Source organism: Paenalicyclobacillus ferrooxydans (genome assembly GCF_001399675.1).
Lineage (GTDB): Bacteria > Bacillota > Bacilli > Alicyclobacillales > Alicyclobacillaceae > Alicyclobacillus_B > Alicyclobacillus_B ferrooxydans.
In genome coordinates this window covers 15596-40343 of sequence record NZ_LJCO01000038.1, presented here as the reverse complement: position 1 = coordinate 40343, position 24748 = coordinate 15596, and the positions used below count along the sequence as shown (strand labels likewise).

General features: G+C 53.5%; 22 protein-coding genes. 19 read left to right on the top strand and 3 right to left on the bottom strand.

The annotated features are described in order from the left end of the window. Window positions 1–5: 5 nt before the first annotated feature. The gene (locus tag AN477_RS08045) at window positions 6–437 is read right to left on the bottom strand and encodes a MarR family winged helix-turn-helix transcriptional regulator (protein ID WP_054968657.1); all 432 of its coding nucleotides are present in this window, start codon (window positions 435–437) and stop codon (window positions 6–8) included. Between the two features lie 366 nt (window positions 438–803). On the opposite strand from AN477_RS08045, the gene AN477_RS08040 reads away from it, so the two are divergent. From AN477_RS08040 to narI, 7 genes are all read left to right on the top strand, one after another. Continuing rightward, window positions 804–2597 carry a chloride channel protein gene (locus tag AN477_RS08040; protein ID WP_083486072.1) on the top strand — a complete coding sequence of 598 codons (1794 nt, stop codon included), beginning with the start codon at window positions 804–806 and terminating at the stop codon, window positions 2595–2597. 362 nt (window positions 2598–2959) lie between these two features. Then, a complete protein-coding gene (locus AN477_RS08035) occupies window positions 2960–3391 on the top strand; it encodes a hemerythrin domain-containing protein (RefSeq protein ID WP_054968656.1) in 432 nt (143 codons plus the stop codon). A 12-nt stretch (window positions 3392–3403) separates the two neighbouring features. Further along, window positions 3404–3691 (top strand): hypothetical protein, encoded by a 288-nt coding sequence (locus AN477_RS08030; protein WP_245631761.1) that lies wholly within the window; start codon window positions 3404–3406, stop codon window positions 3689–3691. Window positions 3692–3878: 187 nt separating this feature from the next. Then, window positions 3879–7589 carry a nitrate reductase subunit alpha gene (locus AN477_RS08025; RefSeq protein WP_054968655.1) on the top strand — a complete coding sequence of 1237 codons (3711 nt, stop codon included), beginning with the start codon at window positions 3879–3881 and terminating at the stop codon, window positions 7587–7589. Continuing rightward, entirely contained in the window at window positions 7579–9114 is a 1536-nt protein-coding gene (gene narH / locus AN477_RS08020; protein ID WP_054968654.1) for a nitrate reductase subunit beta, read from the top strand. The genes AN477_RS08025 and narH overlap by 11 nt, the downstream gene beginning before the upstream one ends. Next, window positions 9114–9923, top strand: coding sequence for a nitrate reductase molybdenum cofactor assembly chaperone (gene narJ, locus AN477_RS08015; protein WP_054968653.1), 810 nt, complete (start codon window positions 9114–9116; stop codon window positions 9921–9923). Before narH ends, narJ begins: the two co-directional genes overlap by 1 nt. A 26-nt stretch (window positions 9924–9949) precedes the next feature. After that, window positions 9950–10633: a respiratory nitrate reductase subunit gamma gene (gene narI, locus AN477_RS08010; protein ID WP_054968652.1), complete on the top strand. Its 684-nt coding sequence runs from the start codon at window positions 9950–9952 to the stop codon at window positions 10631–10633. A 57-nt stretch (window positions 10634–10690) separates the two neighbouring features. Here the strand turns inward: narI and AN477_RS24360 are convergent, their stop codons facing one another. After that, window positions 10691–11353: a hypothetical protein gene (locus AN477_RS24360; RefSeq protein ID WP_157061871.1), complete on the bottom strand. Its 663-nt coding sequence runs from the start codon at window positions 11351–11353 to the stop codon at window positions 10691–10693. A gap of 259 nt (window positions 11354–11612) precedes the next feature. Between AN477_RS24360 and AN477_RS08000 the strand changes: the two genes are divergently transcribed. The 9 genes from AN477_RS08000 to AN477_RS07960 all read left to right on the top strand — a co-directional run bounded on the left by AN477_RS08000 (window position 11613) and on the right by AN477_RS07960 (window position 19286). After that, entirely contained in the window at window positions 11613–12386 is a 774-nt protein-coding gene (locus tag AN477_RS08000; protein ID WP_054968650.1) for an SDR family oxidoreductase, read from the top strand. 111 nt (window positions 12387–12497) lie between these two features. Continuing rightward, window positions 12498–12974 carry a PaaI family thioesterase gene (locus AN477_RS07995; protein ID WP_054968649.1) on the top strand — a complete coding sequence of 159 codons (477 nt, stop codon included), beginning with the start codon at window positions 12498–12500 and terminating at the stop codon, window positions 12972–12974. A 161-nt stretch (window positions 12975–13135) separates the two neighbouring features. After that, on the top strand, window positions 13136–14275 hold the full coding sequence (locus AN477_RS07990; RefSeq protein WP_054968648.1) for an acyl-CoA dehydrogenase family protein: 1140 nt from the start codon (window positions 13136–13138) through the stop codon (window positions 14273–14275). A 23-nt stretch (window positions 14276–14298) separates the two neighbouring features. After that, window positions 14299–15060 (top strand): SDR family NAD(P)-dependent oxidoreductase, encoded by a 762-nt coding sequence (locus tag AN477_RS07985; protein WP_054968647.1) that lies wholly within the window; start codon window positions 14299–14301, stop codon window positions 15058–15060. A gap of 153 nt (window positions 15061–15213) precedes the next feature. Then, window positions 15214–16431, top strand: coding sequence for an acyl-CoA dehydrogenase family protein (locus AN477_RS07980; RefSeq protein ID WP_054968646.1), 1218 nt, complete (start codon window positions 15214–15216; stop codon window positions 16429–16431). A 93-nt stretch (window positions 16432–16524) separates the two neighbouring features. Next, window positions 16525–16965 (top strand): MaoC family dehydratase N-terminal domain-containing protein, encoded by a 441-nt coding sequence (locus AN477_RS07975; RefSeq protein ID WP_054968645.1) that lies wholly within the window; start codon window positions 16525–16527, stop codon window positions 16963–16965. A 24-nt stretch (window positions 16966–16989) separates the two neighbouring features. Further along, window positions 16990–17400, top strand: coding sequence for a MaoC/PaaZ C-terminal domain-containing protein (locus tag AN477_RS07970; RefSeq protein ID WP_425388140.1), 411 nt, complete (start codon window positions 16990–16992; stop codon window positions 17398–17400). Between the two features lie 24 nt (window positions 17401–17424). After that, a complete protein-coding gene (locus AN477_RS07965; protein WP_054968643.1) occupies window positions 17425–18483 on the top strand; it encodes a phosphotransferase family protein in 1059 nt (352 codons plus the stop codon). Between the two features lie 44 nt (window positions 18484–18527). Then, window positions 18528–19286: a beta-ketoacyl-ACP reductase gene (locus AN477_RS07960; RefSeq protein WP_054968642.1), complete on the top strand. Its 759-nt coding sequence runs from the start codon at window positions 18528–18530 to the stop codon at window positions 19284–19286. Window positions 19287–19494: 208 nt separating this feature from the next. On the opposite strand, the gene moaA is transcribed toward AN477_RS07960, so the two are convergent. Further along, a complete protein-coding gene (moaA, locus tag AN477_RS07955; RefSeq protein WP_157061870.1) occupies window positions 19495–20541 on the bottom strand; it encodes a GTP 3',8-cyclase MoaA in 1047 nt (348 codons plus the stop codon). 152 nt (window positions 20542–20693) lie between these two features. Between moaA and AN477_RS07950 the strand changes: the two genes are divergently transcribed. The 3 genes from AN477_RS07950 to AN477_RS07940 are packed head-to-tail and all read left to right on the top strand — an operon-like array spanning window position 20694 to window position 24540. Then, entirely contained in the window at window positions 20694–22778 is a 2085-nt protein-coding gene (locus AN477_RS07950; protein ID WP_157061869.1) for a hypothetical protein, read from the top strand. Continuing rightward, entirely contained in the window at window positions 22775–23704 is a 930-nt protein-coding gene (locus tag AN477_RS07945) for an ABC transporter ATP-binding protein (RefSeq protein WP_054968640.1), read from the top strand. Before AN477_RS07950 ends, AN477_RS07945 begins: the two co-directional genes overlap by 4 nt. Further along, window positions 23701–24540 (top strand): ABC transporter permease, encoded by an 840-nt coding sequence (locus tag AN477_RS07940; protein ID WP_245631760.1) that lies wholly within the window; start codon window positions 23701–23703, stop codon window positions 24538–24540. Before AN477_RS07945 ends, AN477_RS07940 begins: the two co-directional genes overlap by 4 nt. Window positions 24541–24748 lie beyond the last annotated feature (208 nt).

Here is a 24748-nt window from a genome sequence, read left to right as displayed (position 1 = left end):
GCTCGTCACACTGAACTGTCTGTTGTGCCGATAATATCCTTTACCATAAAGTTTCGATGGGAGAGTCCGAGACGTCTGAGTTCGCTTTGATGCCTTATGGTCAGCCGTTCTAAGATTTCCTGACCTGTCTTTGTCAGCTCGACGCAAACACTCCGCCTGTCTGACGGGTTATCAAATCTCCGAACTAAATTTATCTTCTCACATCGTTGAATCAACCCTAGAGCACTATGGTGCCGGATTTGCAGACGTTCAGCGATTTCTGTCGGCGTCATCCATTCTCTGTCTGGAAAGCCCGCGATACTTAGAAGCAGCTGGTGTTGATGAGGCGTTATCCCCACTTCTGTGGCCGCCAATTCGCTGAAATGAAGGAATTTCCGCAGACGATATCGGAACTCTGCCAGCTCTTGATAATCTTCTTTTGAAGGTATTTTATCCATTTCACATCACCATCGTTGAAATTGTGGTACATACGGCAAACGATATATACATTTTGGACATCATCCGTGTTTAATGCCACACAAATATATCGAAGGTACGTTGCGGAACAGAAGTAACATTTAGACTAGCCAACATAGTATGTTCGAACTATTACATAGACGATACATAGTGCCGATCGCATGGATTGTGGCTTCATAGATTGCATCGCATACCGTGATTGCATCGTATGCCATCTTGCTTACGTTGAGTAGTGCCAGTTGCTCTTTTCAATTGCAATAAATATCGTAATACGATATAAATGTGATGTGTAATTTTGTGTTAAGCATCGTCTTCAGTCATCCATGTGGAGAGGGGCACACTTCAGAATGAGTTCTCAATCCGGTAACACAGGGGACTTCACAACCTCGAGTCAGATCCTTAAGTTGTCCGCTGCGGGACTCGCTATCGGTGCCGTGTGCGCATTTATAGCCGTTATTTTGCTTAAGATGATTTACTTATTTACGAACTTGTCTTTTTTTCATCGGCTGTCCGTTGCAAACATTAGCCCAACAGATAACAATCTGCACGTGTGGGCGATGGTCCCTCCAATTGTTGGCGCTGTCCTCATCGGGTTCATTGCGAGATATGGCTCCGATAAGATTCGAGGACACGGCATTCCTGAGGCCATTGAAGCGATGCTTATCAATGAAAGCAAAGTGCAACCAAGGGTTGCATTTTGGAAACCTATTTCGGCTGCGATCTCGATTGGCTCTGGTGGTCCCTTTGGAGCGGAGGGTCCTATCATTATGACAGGGGGTTCGTTCGGATCACTGTTCAGCCAGTTCCTGAAGTTTTCCTCCATCGAACGACGGATTCTGCTTGTTGCTGGTGCGGCCGGAGGTATGTCGGCCACGTTTGCAGCGCCAGTCTCTGCGGTGTTGTTTGCTGTTGAACTCCTTGTTTTCGAATTCAAACCGAGAAGCCTTGTGCCCATTGCCCTCGCAAGTGCCGTGGCAGATGCCATCCGTGTGGCTCTCATCGGTCCAGGCCCGCTTTTCGGTATGCCTGCATTGACACATGTCAGTGCGTCGTTGTTGGGCGCATCTGCGGTCATTGGGCTCGTTGGCAGCATCCTTGCTGTTTTGCTTACGTGGGCGATTTACGGCGTGGAAGACGTGTTCCGTAAGCTGCCCGTGCATTGGATGTGGTGGCCGGCAATCGGAGCGGTTGTCATTGGCATTGGCGGTCTCATCTCACCACGGGCGCTCGGCGTAGGATACGATAGCATTTTTGCCATGCTCAACGTCAAACTGTCTGTGGATACACTTCTGACACTCCTGATTGTGAAAACGGTGATCTGGGTCATTGCACTTGGCTCTGGAACCTCAGGGGGAATCTTGGCTCCAATTCTCATCATTGGAGGAAGTCTAGGTGGGACTGTGGGCGAAATTTTTCATGTACCTCATCCGGGAGTGTGGGCACTGCTCGGCATGTCCGCAATTTTCTCAGGGGTGACCCGTACGCCATTTACAAGTGTTATTTTTCCTTTGGAGTTGACACACAATCTAGGTGCTTTGCTGCCTCTGTTGGTCGCGTCGAGTCTTGCAACTGGGTTGTCATCATTTATACTCCCGCGCTCAATACTCACAGAAAAGATAGCCCGTCGTGGACTGCACCTGACTCGTGAATATCAAACAGACCCGTTACAAATGCATTATTGTCGGGAAATCGTTTGGCGTCCTGTGTCATCTTTCTCTGCTGACATGAAGGTTAAGAGTGTAGCTGAGGCTTTGTTTACGCAGCCCACATCAGAAAATTGGATTGAGGTTCAGGATTCAAACGGAACTTCAAAGGGAATTGTTTCGATTTGGGATATTGCGAAGCACGCGAACACCTCCCCACAATCCCGTGTTCTTGCGTATGTCAGCAACAGCCCGGTGCTGCTTATGACAGACACTGCTAAAGTGGCTTTGAAGCGAATGCTTGAGGCCGATTCAAACTGGGTATGGATTCGTGAACAACAAGGTGGCATCACTGGATTTGTGACGGTGCATCAATTGCTTGAGTTAAGAAAACGCGAATATCAAGAAGAAATGATGAGAGGACGAGTGTTTACCTGGGCCGTACGACGCAGGCAGGTACCAAAGCCGGGGCAAAGTGATACGCAGGTGAACTTATAGAGTTGTAGATTGGAGGGGCGTCAATGAAATCAAAACGCGAACAGCCGCCGTGAGGCGGCTGTTTTTCAGTTCAGGACGTTCATTTACGGTTTTATCCACGAGTTCATCTAACGCGTTCATCGACGCTGTTACACCGATCAAACACGAAAAAAACTTCTGGGCTATGCTCATTCCCTCCTAACGTTCACAACATCCGAACAAACCGATAGTTCATTAAGACTACACCAAAACCATGATTTATGGTCTGCATTGCATTGCTGTTACTAGTCCGCATTGGTCTGTAGTCCTTGGAAGCATTTGTTGTATTCTGCATTTATCGCAATACGATACATCTGGTCGAGGATGACGTGAGGAGGGGACTTATGTCTGGACCAGCTCTACGACAAGCAAATGCACATTACGCCATTCACGAGTCGGCTTACGGTGAGGCTGAAGAGTTGCTGACGCTGTTGCAGCGGGTGATTCAGCTGGGCGAGTGGGAGCAGGGAATGCAGGTGGCGGATGTGCTTGCTGAGCACTTTGAAGCCCGAACACTTGCTCACGCTCATGAAGAAGAAAATGGTCTGTATCAAGAAATCGTGGCCGAGCACCCGGAATTGTCGGTTGTGATTGCCACTCTCACGCACGATCACGATTTGATGCGCCAACTCGTCGATGAGGTTCGCGCGTTATTGCAGAGTACGGGTACCGATACGGAAGATGTTTTGGAACAAGCGGTGAATCGATTTGTGACCTTGATGTGGATCAACCAGAACCACAGCAGAGCGGAAGAGAAAATGGTCGGGAGTTTATAAGGAGTGAATTTGGTGAGTACACAATTTCCTGGACACGACATGGATTTTCAACAGAGATTGCGCGATGGGGCGCTTGACGTGGATAAAGAGGATTTAATCGGGGTCCTCACCCTCCGGTTTGGCGGGGTACCGAAAGACATTGAGGAGGCCATCCGAACCATCACGGACGGGGTCCAACTGGAACGACTAATTCTGGTCGCTGCCAATGTGCCGACGTTCGAACGGTTTGTCGAGGAACTACGGGAAGGAAATCGAGCATTTCGCATGGTTGGAGATGGATTTAATCCGCTTTCAAAGTGATGACATAGACCGTGAGAAACGTCCGTTTGACGGGTCTCTGGAAATGAAGTCTCACGATAGGAATCTCACGATAGGAATCTCACGATAGGAATCTCACGATAGGAATCTCACGATACCAATCACACGAGTTGGAACGTCATGGTAGCAAGCATTTTGATAGTGGAAGCAGCAGAGAGGTGGCAGGCAATTGGCACAGCAAAAAAAGACACTGGGACGTGCATTCAGCCATCTGAAGCGCGGCGAGCGCATCAACCAAAACTGGACTGAGCAGAGCCCTCGACCGCGGGATTGGGAAGATACGTATCGCGCGCGTTGGCAACATGACAAGGTCGTACGCTCGACGCACGGGGTAAACTGCACTGGATCATGCAGTTGGAAAATTCACGTCAAAGACGGAATCGTCGCATTCGAAACACAGCAGACAGACTATCCGTCGACAGGTCCCGATACACCGGATTACGAGCCGCGGGGCTGCCCAAGGGGCGCGAGCTTCTCGTGGTATGAATACAGTCCGCTGCGCGTGAAGTACCCATACATTCGCCAGGAACTCCTGCATCTGTGGCGTCAGGAGAAAGCGCGCGCAGGCAACGCGATCGACGCCTGGAAGCAGATTGTCGAAGACCCTGCGAAAGCAAAGTTGTATAAGGAAGCGAGAGGTAAAGGCGGGCTTGTGCGGAGCACCTGGGACGAGGTCAGCGAGCTGATTGGGGCCTCTATGATTTACACCATTAAGCAATACGGGCCGGACCGCGTAACGGGTTTCAGTCCGATTCCAGCGATGTCGCAGGTGAGCTACGCAGCGGGATCGCGATTCCTATCGATGATTGGCGGCACCATCGTCAGTTTCTACGATTGGTACGCTGACCTGCCGCCGGCATCCCCGCAGATCTGGGGCGAGCAGACGGACGTTCCGGAGAGTGCAGACTGGTACAATGCTTCCTATTTCATCATCTGGGGCACCAACCTCCCGATGACACGGACGCCGGACGCCCATTTTATGGTGGAAGCCAGGTACAACGGTACGAAGGTTGTCGGCGTAAGTCCGGACTACGCAGAATATGTCAAGTTCGCAGACCTCTGGCTCCCAGCGAAGGCAGGAACGGACGCTGCGCTCGCGATGGCGATGACACAGGTGATTCTGCAGGAGTTTTACGTGGATAACCCGACGCCGTACTTCCTTGAGTACGCGAAAAACTATACGGACCTGCCGTTTTTGGTGACCCTGCGTTCCACAACAGATGCAGACGGTAACGAGACTTACGTATCTGACCGCTTTTTACACGCTGCCGATCTCGCTCCGGACACTGCCCACGGCGACTGGAAGACGGTCATTTGGGATGAAGCTGAAGATGTCCCGGCAGTCCCGAACGGCAGCCTTGGCTATCGGTGGGACAAATCAAAGAAATGGAACCTCCGCATGGAGGATGAGAATGGTCAGGGTCTGAAGCCGAGGCTCACTTTCCTTGATGCCTCGGATGACGTAAAAATCGTCGGCTTCCCGGTGTTTGACGAGCGGGCGACGACTGTGGTCCGCCGCGGTGTACCTGTGAAAGCACTCCAGAATGCAGACGGCGAGACCGTTTATGTCACAACTGTGCTTGACCTGATGATGGCACATCACGGTGTGAGAAGAGGTCTGCCTGGTGCTTATCCGGTCGACTACGACGACAACGTGCCGTACACCCCGGCCTGGCAAGAGGCGGTGACTGGTGTGGACAGGGCTCTTGCGATTCGCGTTGCGCGTGAATTCGCCGACAACGCAGCAAAGACGCAGGGCCGCTCGATGATAGCTCTGGGTGCTGGCACGAACCACTGGTACCATAGCGATCTGATTTACCGCGCCATTATCAACCTGGTTCTGCTGACCGGTTGCCAAGGGGTAAACGGCGGCGGTTGGGCGCACTACGTGGGTCAGGAAAAGGTTCGGCCGCTTGAAGGTTGGACGACTGTCGCGTTTGGTCTTGACTGGATGCGGCCCTCAAGACAAATGAACGGCACATCGTTCTTCTACTTTGCCACCGATCAATTCCGCTATGAAGAAAAGGACGTGGCCACAAAGGCCTCGCCACTGGCTGGAAAGTTTGGTGACATGCATCCAGCTGACGTGAACACCTTGGCTGCACGACTTGGATGGCTGCCATCGTTCCCGCAGATGACGGAGAACTCGCTTGAGGTGATTCAAGAGGCTCGCGCTGCCGGAGCACAGACACCTGAGGAAGTCTCGGCTTGGGTTGCAAATGAACTGAAGAGCGGACGTTTGAACTTCGCGATTGAGGATCCAGATAATCCGAAGAACTTCCCGCGCGTGATGTTCGTGTGGCGGTCAAACCTGCTCGGTTCCTCGAGTAAGGGTCATGAGTACTTCTTGCAAAACCTGCTTGGCACGTCAGGTCATCCGCTCGCATCGGAAAACAAGGACTTTCAGCCAGAGTCGATGACCCTCAGTGACGAAGTGCCAAAAGGGAAACTTGACCTTCTGATAGATATCGACTTTCGGATGACCGGCACGGGGATTTACTCGGACATCGTGTTGCCTGCTGCGACTTGGTATGAAAAGCACGACCTGAGCTCAACCGACATGCATCCATACATCCATCCGTTTAACCCGGCGGTGTCGTGTCCATGGGAAACGAGATCGGACTGGGCAGCCTTTCGGACACTCGCCGAAACGTTCAGCAAGATGGCGGAGGAACACCTGCCTGCACAGGAAGACCTCGTGATGGCACCGCTCGCACACGACACCCCGGATGAGATTTCCCAGGTCAGCGGACGCGTGCTCGATTGGCGCAGCGGTGAAGTCGAAGCGATTCCAGGCAAGACGATGCCAAAGTTTATTGTCGTGAACCGCGACTACCCGAACGTCTACAACCAGATGGTCTCGCTTGGGCCGCTCGCGGCGAAGTCGATGAGCATCAAGGGTATGACGGTATCGACCGAGCAGGCATACAAGGAGTTCGCGCATCGCGTCGGGACGTACCCGAACAGTGCCAACGAAATTGTCCGCGGTAAGCCGAAGCTGCACGATGAACAGCAGGTGGTCGAAGCGATTCTTACGTTGTCTGGCGCATCGAACGGACACAGAGCGTACGAAGAGTGGACCGCGCTCGAAAGTTCGACAGGGCTTGAACTGGCCGATCCGATTGCCGGCGAACGGCGCGGCGAAGCGATGACGTTGGCCGATATCACGGCGCAGCCGAGGCTGTCGCTGGCGACGCCGGTGTGGAGCGGGCTGGAAGGCGAGGGACGGCGCTACTCACCGTTTACCTCAAACGTGGAATTCAAGATTCCATGGCGGACCCTGACAGGCAGACAGCACTTCTACGTCGATCACGAGATGATGCTCGACTTCGGCGAAGGCTTGCCGCTCTACCGTCCGCCGATTGACGAGATCCCGTTTTCGGATACGGACAAAGAGGTGGTGGGGAACGGTGAGCAGACCTTGGTCGTGCGCTACCTGACACCGCACCAAAAGTGGGGGATTCACTCCACCTATTCAGATAACCCGCGGATGCTCACTTTATTCCGCGGCGGCCAGACAGTGTGGATGAACGAAGAAGACGCAAAGACCATCGGAATTAAAGACAACGACTGGGTCGAGGTCTACAACCGCAACGGTGCCATCTCGGCGAGAGCCGTGCTGACGTACCGGCTGCCGCGCGGCATTGCGATGATGTATCACGCACAAGACCGGACCATTGGCGTCCCAGGCAGCAAGGTCACCGGTGACCGAGCCGGTACGCATAACAGTGTCACGCGCATTATTCCCAAGCCAACCCACATGATTGGCGGTTACGCGCAGCTGAGTTACGGATTCAACTACTACGGCCCAACCGGACATCAACGGGACGTTGTGGCTGTGATACGGCCCCTTAAGGAGGTTGATTGGCTTGAAGATTAAAGCGCAGATTGCAATGGTGATGAATCTTGACAAGTGCATCGGGTGCCACACATGCAGTGTGACCTGTAAGAATACATGGACCAATCGCCCGGGAACCGAGTACATGTGGTTTAACAACGTGGAGACTCGTCCCGGCCCTGGCTTCCCACAGCGCTGGGAGGACCAAGACAAGTTTCGCGGCGGTTGGGTGCTGAAAAACGGCAAATTGAAGCTGCGCGCCGGCGGTGCGGCGAAGAAGCTGGCAAATATCTTTCACAACCCGGATCAGCCGACGATTGACGACTACTACGAGCCATGGACCTATGACTACGAAAACCTGACCGAGAGCCCGCGCCGCAAGCACCAGCCGGTCGCACGTCCGCGTTCCGCCCTGACTGGCGAGTGGATGGATGCACCAAAGTGGGGCCCGAACTTTGACGATGACCTCGCAGGCGGCTCTGAAGTCGCACCGCGCGACCCGAACCTGCGCGGGATTGAAGAGCACGTGGCGTTCACGTACGAGCAGACGTTCATGATGTACATGCCGCGCATTTGCGAACACTGCCTCAATCCGTCCTGCGTGGCGGCCTGTCCGTCTGGTGCGCTCTACAAGCGGGACGAAGACGGTGTCGTGTTGGTGGACCAGGATGCTTGCCGCGGCTGGCGCTTTTGCGTAAGTGCTTGCCCATATAAGAAGGTCTACTTTAACTGGAACACCCACAAGGCGGAGAAGTGTAACTTCTGCTACCCGCGCATTGAAGCGGGTCTGCCAACGGTTTGCTCTGAGACCTGCGTCGGCCGCATCCGCTACCTCGGCGTGATTTTATACGATGCAGACCGGGTGCATGAGATGGCGTCTGTCGAGAATGAACAAGACCTGTATGAAGCGCAGTTGAGCCTGTTTTTGAACCCGAATGATCCAGAAGTCATCGCACAGGCTCGCAAAGACGGTATCCCAGACGCATGGCTTGAAGCAGCGAAACAGTCTCCGGTCTACAAGATGGCGATTGAGTGGAAGGTTGCACTGCCGCTGCACCCGGAATACCGCACCATGCCGATGGTCTGGTACGTGCCGCCTTTAAGCCCAATGATGAATCATATCGAGAACGAAGAGGTGCTCTCTGCAGACGGATACCTGACGGCTGTCGACTCGATGCGCATTCCGATGGAGTACTTGGCATCGATTTTGACGGCTGGCGACACAGAGGTCATTCGGAAGGTACTGCTTCGCCTGACTGCGATGCGCGCTCATATGCGCGGCAAGAACCTCGGTGATATCGCCGACTCTCGCCTGATTGAAGAGGCAGGCCTTGACCTCGAGCAACTCGAAGCGATGGCTCGGATGTTCGGCGTAGCCAAGTACAACGAGCGCTTCGTGATTCCGACCGGCAACCGCACGATGGATGCAGACCTCTCCTATGAACAGGGTGCATGCAGCCTCGAAGGTATCGCACCGCCGGAAGGTGTCATTGCTCCTGTGCCGCACGGTGCAGGTGCGTCCAGCGGATCGAGTGGACTGGTCGGGGCAACAGGGGGGAACGCCTGATGGAGACAACGTTGAACCAGGCTGCGATCGGCCAGAATACGCCCGGCCAAAAGACACTCGGCCAGAACACGCTCAACCAGAACACGCTCAACCAGTTGATGGCTGAACGTCAGTTGGCCGATGGCGGTCACTTGGCGGAAGCGGGTCAGTTGGCCGACGAGATGGAATCGACGGAAGCGGGTCAGTGGACCAATCCGACGTGGAAGATTGTCGCGACGTTCTTCGCATATCCGGGCAGCTCCGAGTTTCCACAGTTACTCGAAGCTGCGGGGGACTGGTTGAGGGAGCTCATCGGATCGGACCAGGATGGAGCTTCTTCACGACCTTTGGAGAGCTGGGGGTCAATGTCGGTGCTGATCGAGCAGATGAAGAAATGCAGCCAGGAAGCGCTTGAAGGCGAGTACACGCGGTACTTTGATTTCCAGTCCTCGACGTGCTTGTACCTGACTGCGCACGAACTCGGAGACAGCAGGAAACGCGGGTTGGCGTTAGTGGCCTTGCGACGAATGCTTGGCACAGCCGGGTTTGAGGAAGACGGGACGGAGTTGCCGGATTATCTGCCCCTCCTGTTCGAGTTTCTTGCGGCGAAGGCACCTGACTTTGACACGACGGATCTGGAAATACGGCTTGCACGAGTCGTTCATGTGATTGTTCAGGCTCTGCCCGAGAATAGCGTCTATCGCGGGGCCCTCTCTATTGCGGCGTCGCTATTACCGGACGCAAGCCTGCCAGAGGGTGGTTTTGTCTTTGCCAATCGTGAAGCCGCAGACCTGGATGAACTGCCGTATCCATTGCAATATAACGACTAACCTAGGCGGCGAAAGGGTGATCAAATATGAGCCAATTCTGGTGGGTAGTCTTTCCATATCTGACACTCGCTGTGATGATTATCGGCATGCTGTACCGATTTGTGTATAACCAACGCGGTTGGGGATCGAAGTCGAGTGAAATTCTCGAGAAGAAGTGGCTTCGGTGGGGGAGCCTGATGTTTCACTGGGGAATTCTCTGCGTCGTAGCAGGCCACGTGATGGGACTCTTGGTTCCCATCTCTGTTTACAAAGCCCTTGGCGTCTCCACGGAGTTCTATCACACAAACGCCGATGTATTTGGCGGGCTGGCCGGCCTTGTGGCGACAGCAGGGATTGTGATCCTCCTTGTGCGGCGGACGTTCAACGTCCGCGTCCGAATGAACTCGAGTACATCCGATTTTGTAGCGCTCGTTCTGCTGCTGATTGTCGTCGGTTTGGGTGTTCTCGTGACGGTAGGCTACAACAACATTTACGGACCGTATGAGTATCGCACCACGGTTGGACCTTGGATTCGTGAACTGATTGTTTTCCACCCGAATGCTGCGTTGATGAAGACAGTTCCGACGTTGCTCAAGGTGCACATTGTTGCGTCGTTTGCGCTGTTCGCTGTCTGGCCATTTACGCGTTTGGTCCATGTGTTCAGTGTGCCGATTCGATACCCGTTTCGCGCGCCGATGCAGTATCGTTCACGTGTACAGTACAAGCGATAATGTTGAGGTCCCCTTGCTAGGGGGCCTTGTTTGTTTTCGGCCGCGTACATAGAACGTTCAGGCTGGAGCGACTCGAGGCGGAGACGGAGACGGAGACCATTTAGCGGAACTGAGTTCCTTTGTGGCGCCTCGGAACCGGAGGAGCGGTGAGATAGCGGAACTGAGTTCCGCTATGGGGCCTAGGAACCGGAGGAGCGTCGAGATAGCGGAACTGAGTTCCGCTGTGGCGCCTCGGAACTGGAGGAGCGGTGAGATAGCGGAACTGAGTTCCGCTGTGGCGCCTCGGAACTGGAGGAGCGGTGAGATAGCGGAACTGAGTTCCTTTGTGGCGCCTCGGAACCGGAGGAGCGTCGAGATAGCGGAACTGAGTTCCGCTGTGGCTCGTAGGAACTGGAGGAGCGTCGAGATAGCGGAACTGAGTTCCGCTGTGGCGCCTCGGAACCGGAGGAGCGTCGAGATAGCGGAACTGAGTTCCGCTGTGGCGCCTAGGAACCGGAGGAGCGGTGAGATAGCGGAACTGAGTTCCTTTGTGGCGCCTCGGAACTGGAGGAGCGTCGAGATAGCGGAACTCAGTTCCTTTGTGGCGACTTTGAACCGGAGGAGCGGTGAGATAGCGGAACTGAGTTCCTTTGTGGCGCCTCGGAACTGGAGGAGCGTCGAGATAGCGGAACTCAGTTCCTTTGTGGCGCCTCGGGAACCTGGCCTCAGACCCCGTTCCACGACCCGGTCAGCAGCTAAGCAGCTAAGCAGCTAAACAGCTAAACAGCTAAACAGCTAAACGACCCTCGCCACCCATTCTCTACTTTCTCGCACAAGTTTAAAGAATCTACACCGAAGTCAATAGTCAATCGTGCAATCTTTCTCGTATAATTGAAGTGTCCGACATTACGGTGTTCGATGAGAACAGGAAGTTCGCAGGTTATCAGAAATCTGGTACACGAGAAATTCGGTCAACGAGAAACCTAGTAGAGGTGATGACATGGACGTATTCGATTTATTCCGACTTAAAGACAAGGTGGCCGTGATTACGGGCGGCGGTAGAGGTTTGGGACAACAGATCGCTGAGGCCTATGTGGAGGCTGGTGCAAAGGTCGTTCTGTGTTCACGTCGCGTAGAAAACTGCAAACAGGTCAAAGAACAACTCGAGGCCGCCGGCGGAGAGGCTTTAGCAGTCCAACTTGACGTGACCGATCCCAACTCAGTGAATCAGGCGGTGCAGCAGGCACTCGATCACTTCGGAAAAATCGATATCCTCGTTAACAACAGTGGAGCTTCCTGGGGGGCACCTGCACTAGACATGCCATACGATGCGTGGCAAAAAGTGATGCAGACAAACCTGACAGGCAGCTTTTTAATGTCTCAGGCTGTCGGAAGGTTTATGAAAGAGAACGGCGGCGGCAAGATTTTGAACATCGCTTCCGTTGCAGGGCTTCGCGGCTCAGAACCAGAAGGTCTTGACGCAGTTGGATACAGTGCCAGCAAGGGTGGTATCATTGCATTAACGCGTGATCTTGCTGTGAAATGGGCACGCTACAATATCTATGTCAACGCAATTGCCCCTGGATTTTTCTTGACGAAGATGACCAAAGACGTGCTGGCCTACGGCGGAGACCGGATTATCCAATCGACACCTTTGCATCGTATTGGCGGAGAGAGAGACCTTCAAGGGGCAGCACTCTATTTTGCATCCGCCGCATCTGATTACGTAACAGGCCAGGTCCTGGCTGTTGACGGCGGTGGAACCGCAAAGTAAACAAAAGCTTTTAATCTCGCATTTGATCTACCAAACGGTCGGATGCAGCATCATATGAAAACGCTTCAAAGCGAAAGATTCCACATGGAGTGGGGAAAGAGTGAATAGATAGTGACCAAAGCCGAGCTATTGAATGAACTGGCGAAGTACGACACAGAAGACCTGGAGATGGCACTGCGGGCGGCAGATGCACAGAAGCGGACTCGTGAAGAGGGACTCTACTTCTTGCACTACTTTTTAAGCGAAGACCGCATGGCTGCCAACGAGCAAGAATCCAGCATTGTCATTCCGGTCGCTCCGATGGTAATGAACCCTGGGAAGATGGTACACGGGGGTATCACTGCATTTCTGTGTGACAACGTGATGGGCATGGCGAGTTACACACATGCCCAGAGACCAGGAGTTACCTTGGACTTATCCGTTCGGTACCACTTGCCTGGACGTGGAAGCCAGCTCATCGCGCGAGGCGAAGTTGTTCATGCAGGCGGTCAGGTGAACTCAACGCGCTGTGAGGTGCGGGATGACCAAGGGAACCTGGTAGCGACCGGAACGGGCACGTTCTATCACAGGCGTCCCCGAAACTCCTGACACGAAACACGAAACAGGCCGTGCATGCTTTAAAGAATCCTGTCTTCTTGCGTGGTAAAACCGCGGCTCTCCCAGAGAGACGCTATGCCAGACGCTATGCCAGACGCTCAAACCGCGGCTATATCCGCAGATGACACTGAGGAAAATGGATGTGATGAGGTATGGATTTTCGACTCGATCCCGATGTTGCAGCCATGAAAGAGACTGTCCGCGACTTTATCGCCAACGAAGTTGAACCAAAGGCCATGCAGATTGAACAGGAAGATCGTGTTCCTGACGATATCCTCGAGAAATCGAAGCGTATTGGATTGTTTGGCATCTCGATCCCCGAAGAATACGGCGGTATGGGCCTGAACATGGTCGGTAAGTCAGCAGTCTTTGAAGAACTCGGCAAGACCATAAACGGCTACACCACCATTCTCGGGGCGCATAACGGTATCGGATCGGTAGGCATCGTCGAACTGGGCAACGATGAGCAGCGATCCCGTTACCTTCCCAAAATGTCCTCTGGTGAGTGGATTGGGGCGTTTGCGTTAACCGAGCCGCAAGCAGGTTCGAACGCTGCTGCCATTCAGACGACAGCCGTGAAGCAGGGTGACCGTTATATCTTAAACGGTCAGAAAATCTACTGCACGAATGCTCCCATTGCAAATGTCTTTACCGTCATGGCCGTTACTGACAAATCCCAGGGCAGCAAAGGCATCACGTCGTTCATCGTCGAGAAGACGTTCCCTGGATTTCATGTCGGCAGTGTCGAAAAGAAGATGGGACTCCATGGGTCACAGACAGCCCAACTCTATTTTGACAACCTGGAAGTTCCAGAGGAAAACGTGCTTGGCACCGTCGGCATGGGATACGTCAATGCGCTGAAGATCCTCGCCAACGGACGAGCAGGTCTCGCAGCAAGATGCTTAGGCTCGTCAGAGTACTTACTCGACATGTCGATCCGCTACGCCCATGAGCGGAAACAGTTTGGCAAGCCCATCTTTGAGCAGCAAGTCATCCAGCACTACTTGGCTGACATGGCGGTCGAGGTGGAGACACTCCGATCACTCTTATACCGCGTGGCCTGGATGATGGACGAGGGCATGCCGACGATTAAAGAAGCCGCGATGTTGAAGTTGTATGCATCTGAGGTTTACAACCGCGTTGCAGACAAGGCCGTACAGATTCACGGCGGCGTTGGTTACATTGCGGAGTACCCAATTGAGCGCTTCTATCGTGATGCGCGTATCACCCGAATCTACGAAGGAACCTCGGAGATTCAAAAGAACATCATTGCTAGCCGTCTTGGCAAGTAGCTCAAAACGAGAGGAGGATTTGCATGCGATTTGAAGGCAAGATCGCGGTGGTGACCGGCGCAGGAAGCGGTATTGGGCGAGCGAGCGCACTTCGTTTGGCAAGCGAAGGTGCAAAGGTGGTTGTTGGCGACATCGTGGATGAGGGCGGTGTGGCAACGGTCGCTGAAATCGAAGAGGCAGGCGGAACGGCGTCCTTTGTCCACGTCGATACCGCATCGTACGAGAGTGTCGAAGACCTCGTGCAAGAGGCTGTCCGGCAGTACGGTCGGATCGATATCATGTTTAACAATGCAGGGGTAGGGAACCAGCAGGTCTCGGTCATCGATATGCCAGTGGAGGAATATCATCGGACTGTCAGCATTAACCAGCACGGCGTCTTCTACGGCATTAAAGCAGCAGGAAGGCGACTGCGTGAACAAGGCGGCGGCGGAGTGATCATCAATACCGCGTCGGTCTACGGCGTCATCGCCGATCGATTGCAGTTTCCCTATCACGCCAGCAAGGGGGCCGTTGTCATGATGACGAAGGCTGCCGCACTGGAGTTGGCACCGTACGATATTCGCGTCGTAGCGATTGCGCCCGGCCTGATTGAAACCGGAATCATTGCGGGATGGAAGGAAAACCCCGCGCTGTGGAAGGAGATTCAAAAGGCGCAGATGCGAAGGCGGGTTGGCCAGCCTTCCGAGGTAGCAAACCTGGTCGCTTTCCTTGCAAGCGATGAGGCCTCATTTTGCAACGGCCAGGTGTATCACGTAGATGACGGCGTGACATCGTTTAAGCGGTAATCATCGTTCGCATGACAGTTGCCAGTTGAACAGGGCGCATCAATCATCGTTTTCAGGACAGTTGTCATTTGAACGATGGTTATTGCGTTAAACAGTAATCATTGCGACTGAACGAGCAGGAGATTGCGACTGAATGGACAGGAGATGGAAGATGTGGACTTTGAACCTTCGGAGAAGGTAAAGGCACTGGAAGCCAAGTTGAAGGCGTTCATGAGCGAGGTCGTCATTCCAAACGAAAAGGTCTATCAGGCACAACTGGAGGCAGGGGAATCCAGGTGGCAGATTCCACCCATCATGGAGGAAATGAAGGAGCAGGCCAAAGCCGCTGGACTCTGGAACCTGTTTCTTCCAAACGAGCGGTATGGTGCAGGTCTGACCAATCTCGAGTATGCCCCTCTCGCCGAGATTATGGGCGGCTCCCCGATTGCTCCTGAGGTATTCAACTGCAATGCGCCGGACACTGGCAATATGGAAGTACTCGCAGAGTACGGCAATGAGGAGCAGCAACAGATGTGGTTGCTGCCGCTGCTCGACGGCTCCATCCGTTCCTGTTTCTCGATGACCGAACCCGAAGTCGCATCTTCTGATGCGACCAACATCCAAGCGAGCATTGTCCGCGATGGAGATGAATATATCATCAACGGGCGGAAATGGTGGTCATCCGGGGCGGGGGATCCCCGTTGCAAGATTGCCATTGTGATGGGCAAGACCGACCCGACGGCCGCGCGTCACGAGCAGCAGTCGATGATTCTGGTCCCACTTGATACGCCAGGGGTCAAGATCGAGCGCGTTCTGAATGTGTTCGGGTACGATCACGCTCCACACGGTCACGCTGAAATCTCCTACAACAACGTGCGTGTTCCGGCGAAAAACATTCTGTGGGGTGAGGGAAAAGGTTTTGCTATCGCACAGGGCCGTTTGGGACCAGGTCGGATCCACCACTGCATGCGCTCTATCGGTATGGCAGAAAGAGCCCTCGAGCTCATGGTCGATCGCGTTTCGAACCGTGTTGCGTTTGGCAAGCGCTTAGCCGATCAAGGCGTCATTCGGGAGTGGATCGCCGATTCGCGCATCGAGATCGAGCAGGCGAGACTTCTGACCCTGAAAGCCGCCGACATGATGGACAAGGTTGGCAATAAGGCAGCGCGTAAGGAGATCGCCATGATTAAGGTCGTGGCTCCAAACGTGGCGCTGCGCGTCATCGACCGGGCGATCCAGGCGTTTGGTGGGGCCGGCGTGAGTGATGATTTCCCGCTGGCGGCAGCTTGGGCCAATATCCGGACTTTGCGCCTAGCAGACGGGCCTGACGAGGTTCATCGCGATTCCATCGCACGGATGGAACTGAAAGCGGCTGCCAAGAAGGAGCAGTAGTCGAGTTACGGCACTCTCGTCAACACAGACGTGTAGAAATTCTGCCAAGTCTATGAGAAATCTGCCGAATCTATAACGAAGGAGTGAGCTGTGATGACTTCTGATGAGTTTCGAGCGTTTCTGAATAAGGCCTCGAAGCCGGTGAAGAACGAGGTCGAAAAGGGTGCTATCCGCAAGTTTGCGCAGGCTATCGGGGATGCTAATCCGCTTTACTTGAATGAAGAGGCGGCCGCGGCGAGTCGGTATGGCAAGATCATTGCACCCCCGACATTCTCCCGCACCTTTGACTACGGCGCGATCGAAGGGATGAAGTTTGAAGCTAAAGGACTGATCCACGGCGACGAACGGTTTCGTTACTTTCGACCCATTTTCGCGGGGGATGTCTTGTATTGTTCACGAAAGCTGGTGGACGTGTTTGAACGGAGCGGGAAGCTTGGGAACATGACATTCCTCGTGTACGAACAGACGGCAGCCGATGAAGCCGGTAATCCTGTTGTTCAGTCAAAGTCCACGATAATCTACCGGGGAGCTTAAGAGAGGAGGCAGATTGAGATGGCGATGCAGTTTGCAGAAGGCGATACACTACAGGCTTTGACAAAACCGCCAGTCACTAAAACTCAATTGGTGATGTACTCCGGCGCATCTGGGGATTTTAATCCGATTCATACAGTTGAAGAGTTTGCTGTGAAGGCGGGTCTTGGCGGCGTGATCGCACATGGCATGTTAACGATGGCGTTCGTGGGTCAAATGCTGACTGACCTCGTCGGTACCGAAGGAACCCTCGTCGACTTTGGCGTTCGCTTTAAGCAGATGGTTCGTCCGGGGGATACCATCACCTGCAGCGGTACGGTAACGAGAGTGGAAAATGAGGCTGGCGGTCAACGTGTGTTTGCCGAGATTTGGGCTGCAAATGACAAGGGCGATCAGGTTGTCTCGGGTGACGCAGAGTTTTTGACGTATCACAACTGACGGGCAGCAAAGGAGGTCGAGGTCTTGAGCAGTCACCATTCTGAACTCATCTCCGTACGTCCTGGAGAAGAACTGAACCAAGATGTGCTCGCTCGCTACTTACAGTCTCAGTTACCGAAGATGTTCGGTACAGACATCGAAATTGAGCAGTTCGCGGCTGGACATTCAAACTTGACCTATCTGGTTCGCTCGGGCGGGACGGAGGCAGTATTGCGTCGGGCGCCGCTTGGCCCGGTCGCCGCGAAGGCGCACGATATGGCTAGAGAGTTTCAGATTTTGCGAGCTGTCCATCCCGTTTTTCCGCTTGCACCGGAGCCGATTCTGTTTTGCGATGATGACGGCATCATTGGAGCTCCCTTCCAGTTGATGGAGCGTCGGCAGGGAATTGTCATCGATAGAGAGTGGCCGGATGTGTTCGAGCCTACTCCGGAGAATGCCCGACGGATTTCAATGAGCCCCATCGATACATTGGCCAAACTCCATGCAATTGATTACAAGTCGACACATCTCTCAGAGATGGTTCACCCGGATGGGTACCTGGAGCGTCAGGTCACCGGGTGGATAGGCCGCTACGAGAAGGCGAAGACAGACGAGATTCCGGCTGCAGATGAGGTGAAAAGGAAGTTAACCGCTTCGATTCCCACCTCACTCAGTCCAACCGTCGTGCACAATGACTTGAAGCTGAACAACATGTTGTTGGCACCGGGGGCACCGGGCCAAGTGACCGCAGTTGTTGACTGGGAAATGGCTACCGTTGGCGATCCGCTGACAGACCTCGGAACGACCTTGAGCTACTGGGCACAAGCTGGGGATCCAGAAGTCATGCTGCACTTCACGGGTGGACTAGAGCACATCAAAGGCATGGTCACTCGCGAAGACATGATTCAGGCATACGCAACGCAAACGGGCCGCGATGTCAGCAAGATGGGTTATTACCTCATGTTCGCGACGTTCAAAGTGGCGGTTATCTGTCAACAGATCTACTTCCGGTGGAAGCGGGGGCAAACGAAGGATGAGCGTTTTGCGTCCCTAGGGCAAGTTGCGAGAGGTCTGATTGAGCACGCCGTCGAAATTGATTCGTAGAAGAATGCTAGATTGCAGACAGTTCGATAAAAGGAGGATTCAACATGGGGAATTTGACAGGAAGAGTAGCAATCGTAACAGGTGCAGGCCGCGGCATTGGTGCAGCAACTGCAAAACGTTTAGCGGCAGATGGAGCGGCCGTAGCGGTGATTGATCTCCGTGAAGCCGATACGGCTGAGACTGTGGCAGCCATCCAGCAGGCTGGCGGAACTGCAGTTGGCATCGGTTGCGATGTCAGCCAAGCCGATCAGGTGCAGCAAGCAGTCAAGAAGGTCGCCGATGACTTTGGCCACATTGATATTCTCGTCAACAATGCAGGTGTCATTCGGGACAACCTGTTATTCAAAATGACCGAGTCCGATTGGGATACTGTTATAAATGTTCATCTCAAAGGAGCATTCCTGTGCAGCAAGGCAGTTCAGTCCTACATGGTCAATCAAAAATACGGCAAAATTGTGAATACCAGCAGCACCAGTGCACTTGGCAACCGTGGACAGGCGAACTACTCCGCTGCGAAAATGGGTCTGCAAGGGTTTACCCGCACGTTGGCGATTGAACTTGGACCATTCAACATTAATGTCAATGCTGTGGCACCAGGGTTCATTGATACCGAAATGACCAAAGCTACCGCAGAACGCGTTGGCGCGGACCCGGAACAGTTCAAGAAGATGGCTGCCGAGCAGATTCCGTTGCGTCGGGTAGGCAAACCGGAAGACATCGCGAACGTGGTTGCATTCCTGGTAAGTGAAGATTCGAGCTATGTCTCGGGTCAGGTCATCTACATCGCGGGCGGCCCTCGCTAATCATCGACTTGGTAGAGAAGTTGATGGGAAGCTGACTTGTAGACGACTTAACAGGAACTTGAGTAGTATAGAAGTCGATGGACATTTCATAGAAATTTGATGGAAAGCAAGGCAGTGTCGTTGGTTTGAGACCAGCGGCACTGCCTTTTTTCAAATCGACTCAAGTACGGGTACGAGTCGCTGAGCGATGGATTCACTGAGGTGAAGCTCAACCCCCAATGTGGGACATCTCTACTTTTTTTCGGCGATGAGTTGCTTCGGTTCTCATTTCCGAGTAGCGGTCTCGGCGGATATTCCAGATTGACGCCAGATAGTCAAACAGTTGCTCGTCCGTTTCGCCGCGACGGAGACGTGCGCGGAAATCGTGCCCGCGACCACTAAACAGACATGTGAACAACTGGCCTTCCGGCGATAGGCGTGCCCGCGTGCAGGTTCCGCAGAAGGCTCTCGTTACGGAGGCAATAATTCCAATTTCGCCGCCGCCGTCATCGTAGACGTACCTTGTTGCCACCTCGCCCGGGCGGTGTGGAGCAATGGCATGCAGAGGCCATTTTGCATGGATCCGTTCAAGAATTTCGCTCGCAGGGACCACATCGTCCATCCGCCAGCCATTGCTGTTTCCTACATCCATGTATTCGATATATCGGACGATGTGTCCGGACCCTCGGAAATATTCAGCCATTTCCAGAACGTCTTGCTCATTGACTCCCCGTTTCACTACCATATTGATTTTTACGGGAGCCAGACCGGCTGCTTCTGCTGCTCTTATGGCCTCAAGGACTTTCTGTACCGGGAACCGAACATCATTCATCGCCATAAAGACTTCGTCTCTCAAGGAATCCAGGCTGACTGTCACGCGGCGCAGGCCCGCTTCCTTAAGGTCCTGTGCACGCTTTTGAGTTAACAGAGACCCGTTTGTCGTCAGTGCGATATCCTGAATGCCTGGCGTTTTCGCCAGCATGGCAATCAGCTGTTCAAGGTCTCGGCGAAGTAGAGGCTCGCCGCCAGTAATTCGGAGTTTCTTGACGCCAGCCTTAGCAAAGACCGAGGAAAGTCTGACAATTTCCTCAAACGTGAGGAGGTCTTCATGAGGCAAAAAAGCAAAATCCGGTCCGAACACTTCCCGTGGCATGCAGTAACGACAGCGAAAATTACAGCGATCGGTCACGGAAATCCTGAGGTCGACGAGTGCACGCCCCAAGGTGTCCATGAGAGGTCGCGCGGTGAGTCCTGTGGTTTCGTTTGAGGGCGACATGGTCAGGCCTCCTTTGACGAATATTGTACCGTAAACAACTCGAGGGCGCAGTGGAAAAGATCACGCATCAACTGCAAAGACAAAAGCTGCAAGGACAAAGAGTTGGTCAAGATAGGCGAGAAACGTTACAATTCAGTGTGATGAGTCATGCTATGAGATTATCAGTCTCGTGGGACGACAAGACGAGAGGGCGGATGGAAAGCGTGAACCGTAGTGCAAGGCACCACTCCTTCCGTACATATATAACACGCAAGACAGTTCGAGTTTTGTGGCGAGTGGTGATGGCTGCAGTTGCTGTTGTTTTTTCCATCAGCGTGTTTTTGCCTGGTGTCGTGAGCGCGAGTGCAATACCCGTACCGTCTGTGAAAATGACGGCCGCTGTAGGGTTCAACGGTTTTTATGATCGTTATGGATGGGTGCCAATTAAACTGACGTTCGACGACGTTCAGACAACAGAGGATGTCGTGGTTCAAGTTGTCGTTAATGATGCGTTTGACGCAACCCGCAATGCAGTTGGTGCACTGGAGTGGGGTGTCCATCTTGAAAAGGGCAGGGTCACGACAAAAGACTTAGCCATTCCCGGTTGGGTTGTATACCGCAATGGAGTCGTGAACTGTCTGGTGAACAATCAGGTTGTGTCACAAACACGTTTATCGGGAAATGAGCTTGGACAGGTTGCGTTTGTTGGCGTTTTGTCCAACAGAGCAGAAGCAGCTCAGTTTCTGACAGGCAGTACAAATGGGACGGGCGGACTGCCTGTATTGCCCATGACCTTTGCACCGAACGCGTTGCCAACATACGCCAATTTGTTGGCTACGTTCACAGCGATTGTATCGACGCCTGATGAGTTGGAACAAATGAACAATGTAAACCGCCAGGGTTTACTGGAGTGGGTAAAACTCGGCGGACTCTTGGTAGTCACTGGGACAACCCCGGATCCACCGCCATGGGAAGCGTCGATTTTACCGCTTTTGCCGGGCACATCGCACAAGGCACCGGGCGCCTTATTTGCTCGGTTTGCCGGCACAACGACGGCTCCGGCAAAGGCCGTATCCGTCTCCACGGCAGGACTCAACACAGATGCACAACTTTTGGCAGGGACACAGACGATACCACTCGTGGCGGAAATCACGATGGGGCGGGGTACTGTCGTTGAAACAGCGTTCTCACCGTCCGAACCAGCGCTTTTGACGTGGTCCAACAACGCGTCATTGTGGACCCAGGTTCTTGGTCGAATTCATGTGCAGCCGCTGAGTGCATTGCCGCCAAAGTTGACGGCACAGCCCATCGACAGTCTCGCATCAGCCAGTGCCGTGCTCGCGCCGCTTCGCGTGCCTTCGTTGCCTTTTTGGGGCATCATGTTTGCTGTTTATGTTTTGGCTGTTGGCCCGTTGTTGTTCTGGGTACTGCGCCGGTTCCGCCGAGAGCCTTGGGGATGGATTGTGTTGCCTGTCGTCAGTCTTTTCACAACGCTCACCATGTACGGCTTCGGTGTCCAAGAGCGGCCGCAAGGCTTGCTCACGGAAGGCGTAGGTGTGTTCGATCTCGTTGGTGACGGCGCTGCCGAAGGCTACGGAGTACGGAGTTTTATGTCCCCGTCCATCGGGCCTGTTGACGTCTCGAGTAGTGCTCAGATGCTGGTCTTGCCGATGTCGCAAAAGGACGTTCATTCTCTGTCCCAGGGTCCAAGCGTCATCCACGGGACGTACACCGTCGTCCATTACCCACAGGTCGGGCGCTGGACGGTTCATGACGTCATTTCATCTGGGGCCGTAGTGAATCAGGGGCAGGTTGACATGCAGCTATGGTCATCTGGAAAACAGTTAACAGGGGCAGTGGCCAATGAGACTCCCTACCAACTTCATGATGCTGCGTTGTGCTGGAACGGCAAACTGATTATGCTCGGAGATCTGAGCCCCGGTGCTGCGGTGAATGTCAGTCAGAGTACCTCCAATACGTCTGTGGACGGGTCTTACCTTGCTTCCTATGGCAGCTATAACCGCGATCTGACGCGCGGGATTGGCCGTTCTCTCAGTAATTACGCTGCCCAGGTCAACCTTCTCGCAGGTTCCAGAGATAGAGGTGATGTGTTGTTGGTTGCAACGACAACGGATCGGACACCCGGTGTTCCGTCGATTACGAGTGACATTCGAACATCTTCAGACCATACACTCGTTCTAGTCCGGGAGTTTGGTAACGTGGCCATTTATCCCGTTGCGGGGGCGATTACCCAGTGATTGTGACACAGAACCTGTCCAAAAAATACGCAAAGCAGCTCGTGGTGAATCGATTGAATTTAAATGTTCGCCAAGGCACCGTGTTCGGTATCATTGGCGAAAACGGCGCTGGCAAAACCACCGCACTATCGATGTTAGTTACGCTCACAACACCAACTTCAGGAAAAGCATACGTCAACGGTTTTGAGGTCTCGACCGACCCGGTGGGTGTCCGGAGGTCCATCGGATATATGCCAGACTCGTTTGGTGTATTTGATGACATTCGCTGCGAAGAATACTTGTTGTTCTATGCTGACTGCTACCGAGTGCCTAGGGATATTGCCCGGCAGCGTTGTAATGAGTACCTTGATTGGGTCGGTTTGGCGGCGAAGCGAGAGGCATACGTCAACACGCTGTCGCGCGGAATGCAGCAGAGACTCGAGGTGGCGCGTTGTCTGATGCACGATCCGCCAGTGCTGATTCTGGATGAACCCGCTTCAGGCCTTGATCCTCGTTCTCGGATTGAACTGCGATCCGTGTTACAACGACTGAAAGAGATGGGGAAGACAATCCTGATGACCTCACACATCCTGCACGAACTTGTCGAGGTCGCGGATGAGCTCGCTATCATGCGGGCTGGCGAGATGATGGCGGTAAGCTCTGTCAATGTGTTAAAAAATCATTCAACTGCATATCGGACCATCCGGATTGTCGGAACTGGGTCAGACGACCTTTGGAAGTCCGCTCTCACTGAGGACAAGCATGTACTGAACTATCACATCGGTCCTGAATTTGTGGAAGTCTTTTACGGCGGTACCGTGGACCAACAGGCGCGGCTTTTGGAGGAGATGGTACAGAGGGGGATTTCTGTTCATCAATTCTTCGAATATGAGACAGACGTCGAGGAACTGTTTTTGCGACTGACAGGCGAGGTGATGACAGAGTGATACACAATCCGTTGTTAAACAAGGAATTCCGTCAGCGGATGCGAACAAACCGGGCGCCGATTGTCATCACTGCGTACTTGTTAAGTATGGCCGCCTTAACGTTTTTCTTGCTCTACGAAAATGTCCAAGGTCAGTTTGCGCTTTTACTGCCTGCTCGAAGCGAGCAGGTTTTCCTTGTCGTCAGTCTGCTTCAAATGATAGTTGTGACGTTTTTGACGCCGGCGTTTGCGGCCGGATCCATCAGCGGCGAACGTGAGCGAAGGACGCTCGCGGTTTTACTGACGACACCGCTTAGCCCGGTAGAGATTCTGATTGGAAAGATTATCTCGTCGAGCGCTTTGCTGGCTTTGCTCGTCGTTGTCACGCTTCCACTTTACAGCCTCGTGTTCCTGTTTGGTGGTGCAGTACCGCAGGAAGCGCTGGCTGTGTTTGGGTTTCAGTTGTACACCATATTAGCGATTGCCGCATTGAGCGTTGCCTGGTCAACGTTGGCTTTGCGATCCGGATGGAGTACAGTCCTGTCCTATTCCACAGTGACATTTATGACCCTGGTCTCAGGGATCCTCGGCTATGGGTTACAGTTTGCCGCTGGACGTTTTCCAGTAGATGCGTTTTTGGTGCAATGGGGTTCCGACGTCCTGCAACTGAATCCTCTATGGGTAGAAGCACGGCTTGAAAACGCGGTTCAAGGCACTGCACATTCGTGGGTCATTTTTATCGTGTTCTACACCGTTTTGGCTGCTGTTTTGTTGACGTTTGGTGTATGGCGGCTGCGGCCTCAAGTCCTCTCCTTCATGCCCGGTGTTTCGCGCAGTGACGAAAAAAACTACCAATAAGTGAGCTGTTGGTCTAAACATGAGTCCCTCTCGGCCGCGGTATGGTCAATGGCGTGCATTGTCGAGAGAGATGTGGGTCATCCTGTAAGGAGTTTCCCTCGGTCGGGACTTCCATTTTGGGTCTGCCCATATTACAATAAGATTGTTTTGCGATTGAAAAATATGCTGAGTAAAGTTTTCGTACAATCAGTGAGAGAGAGGGAAGGAC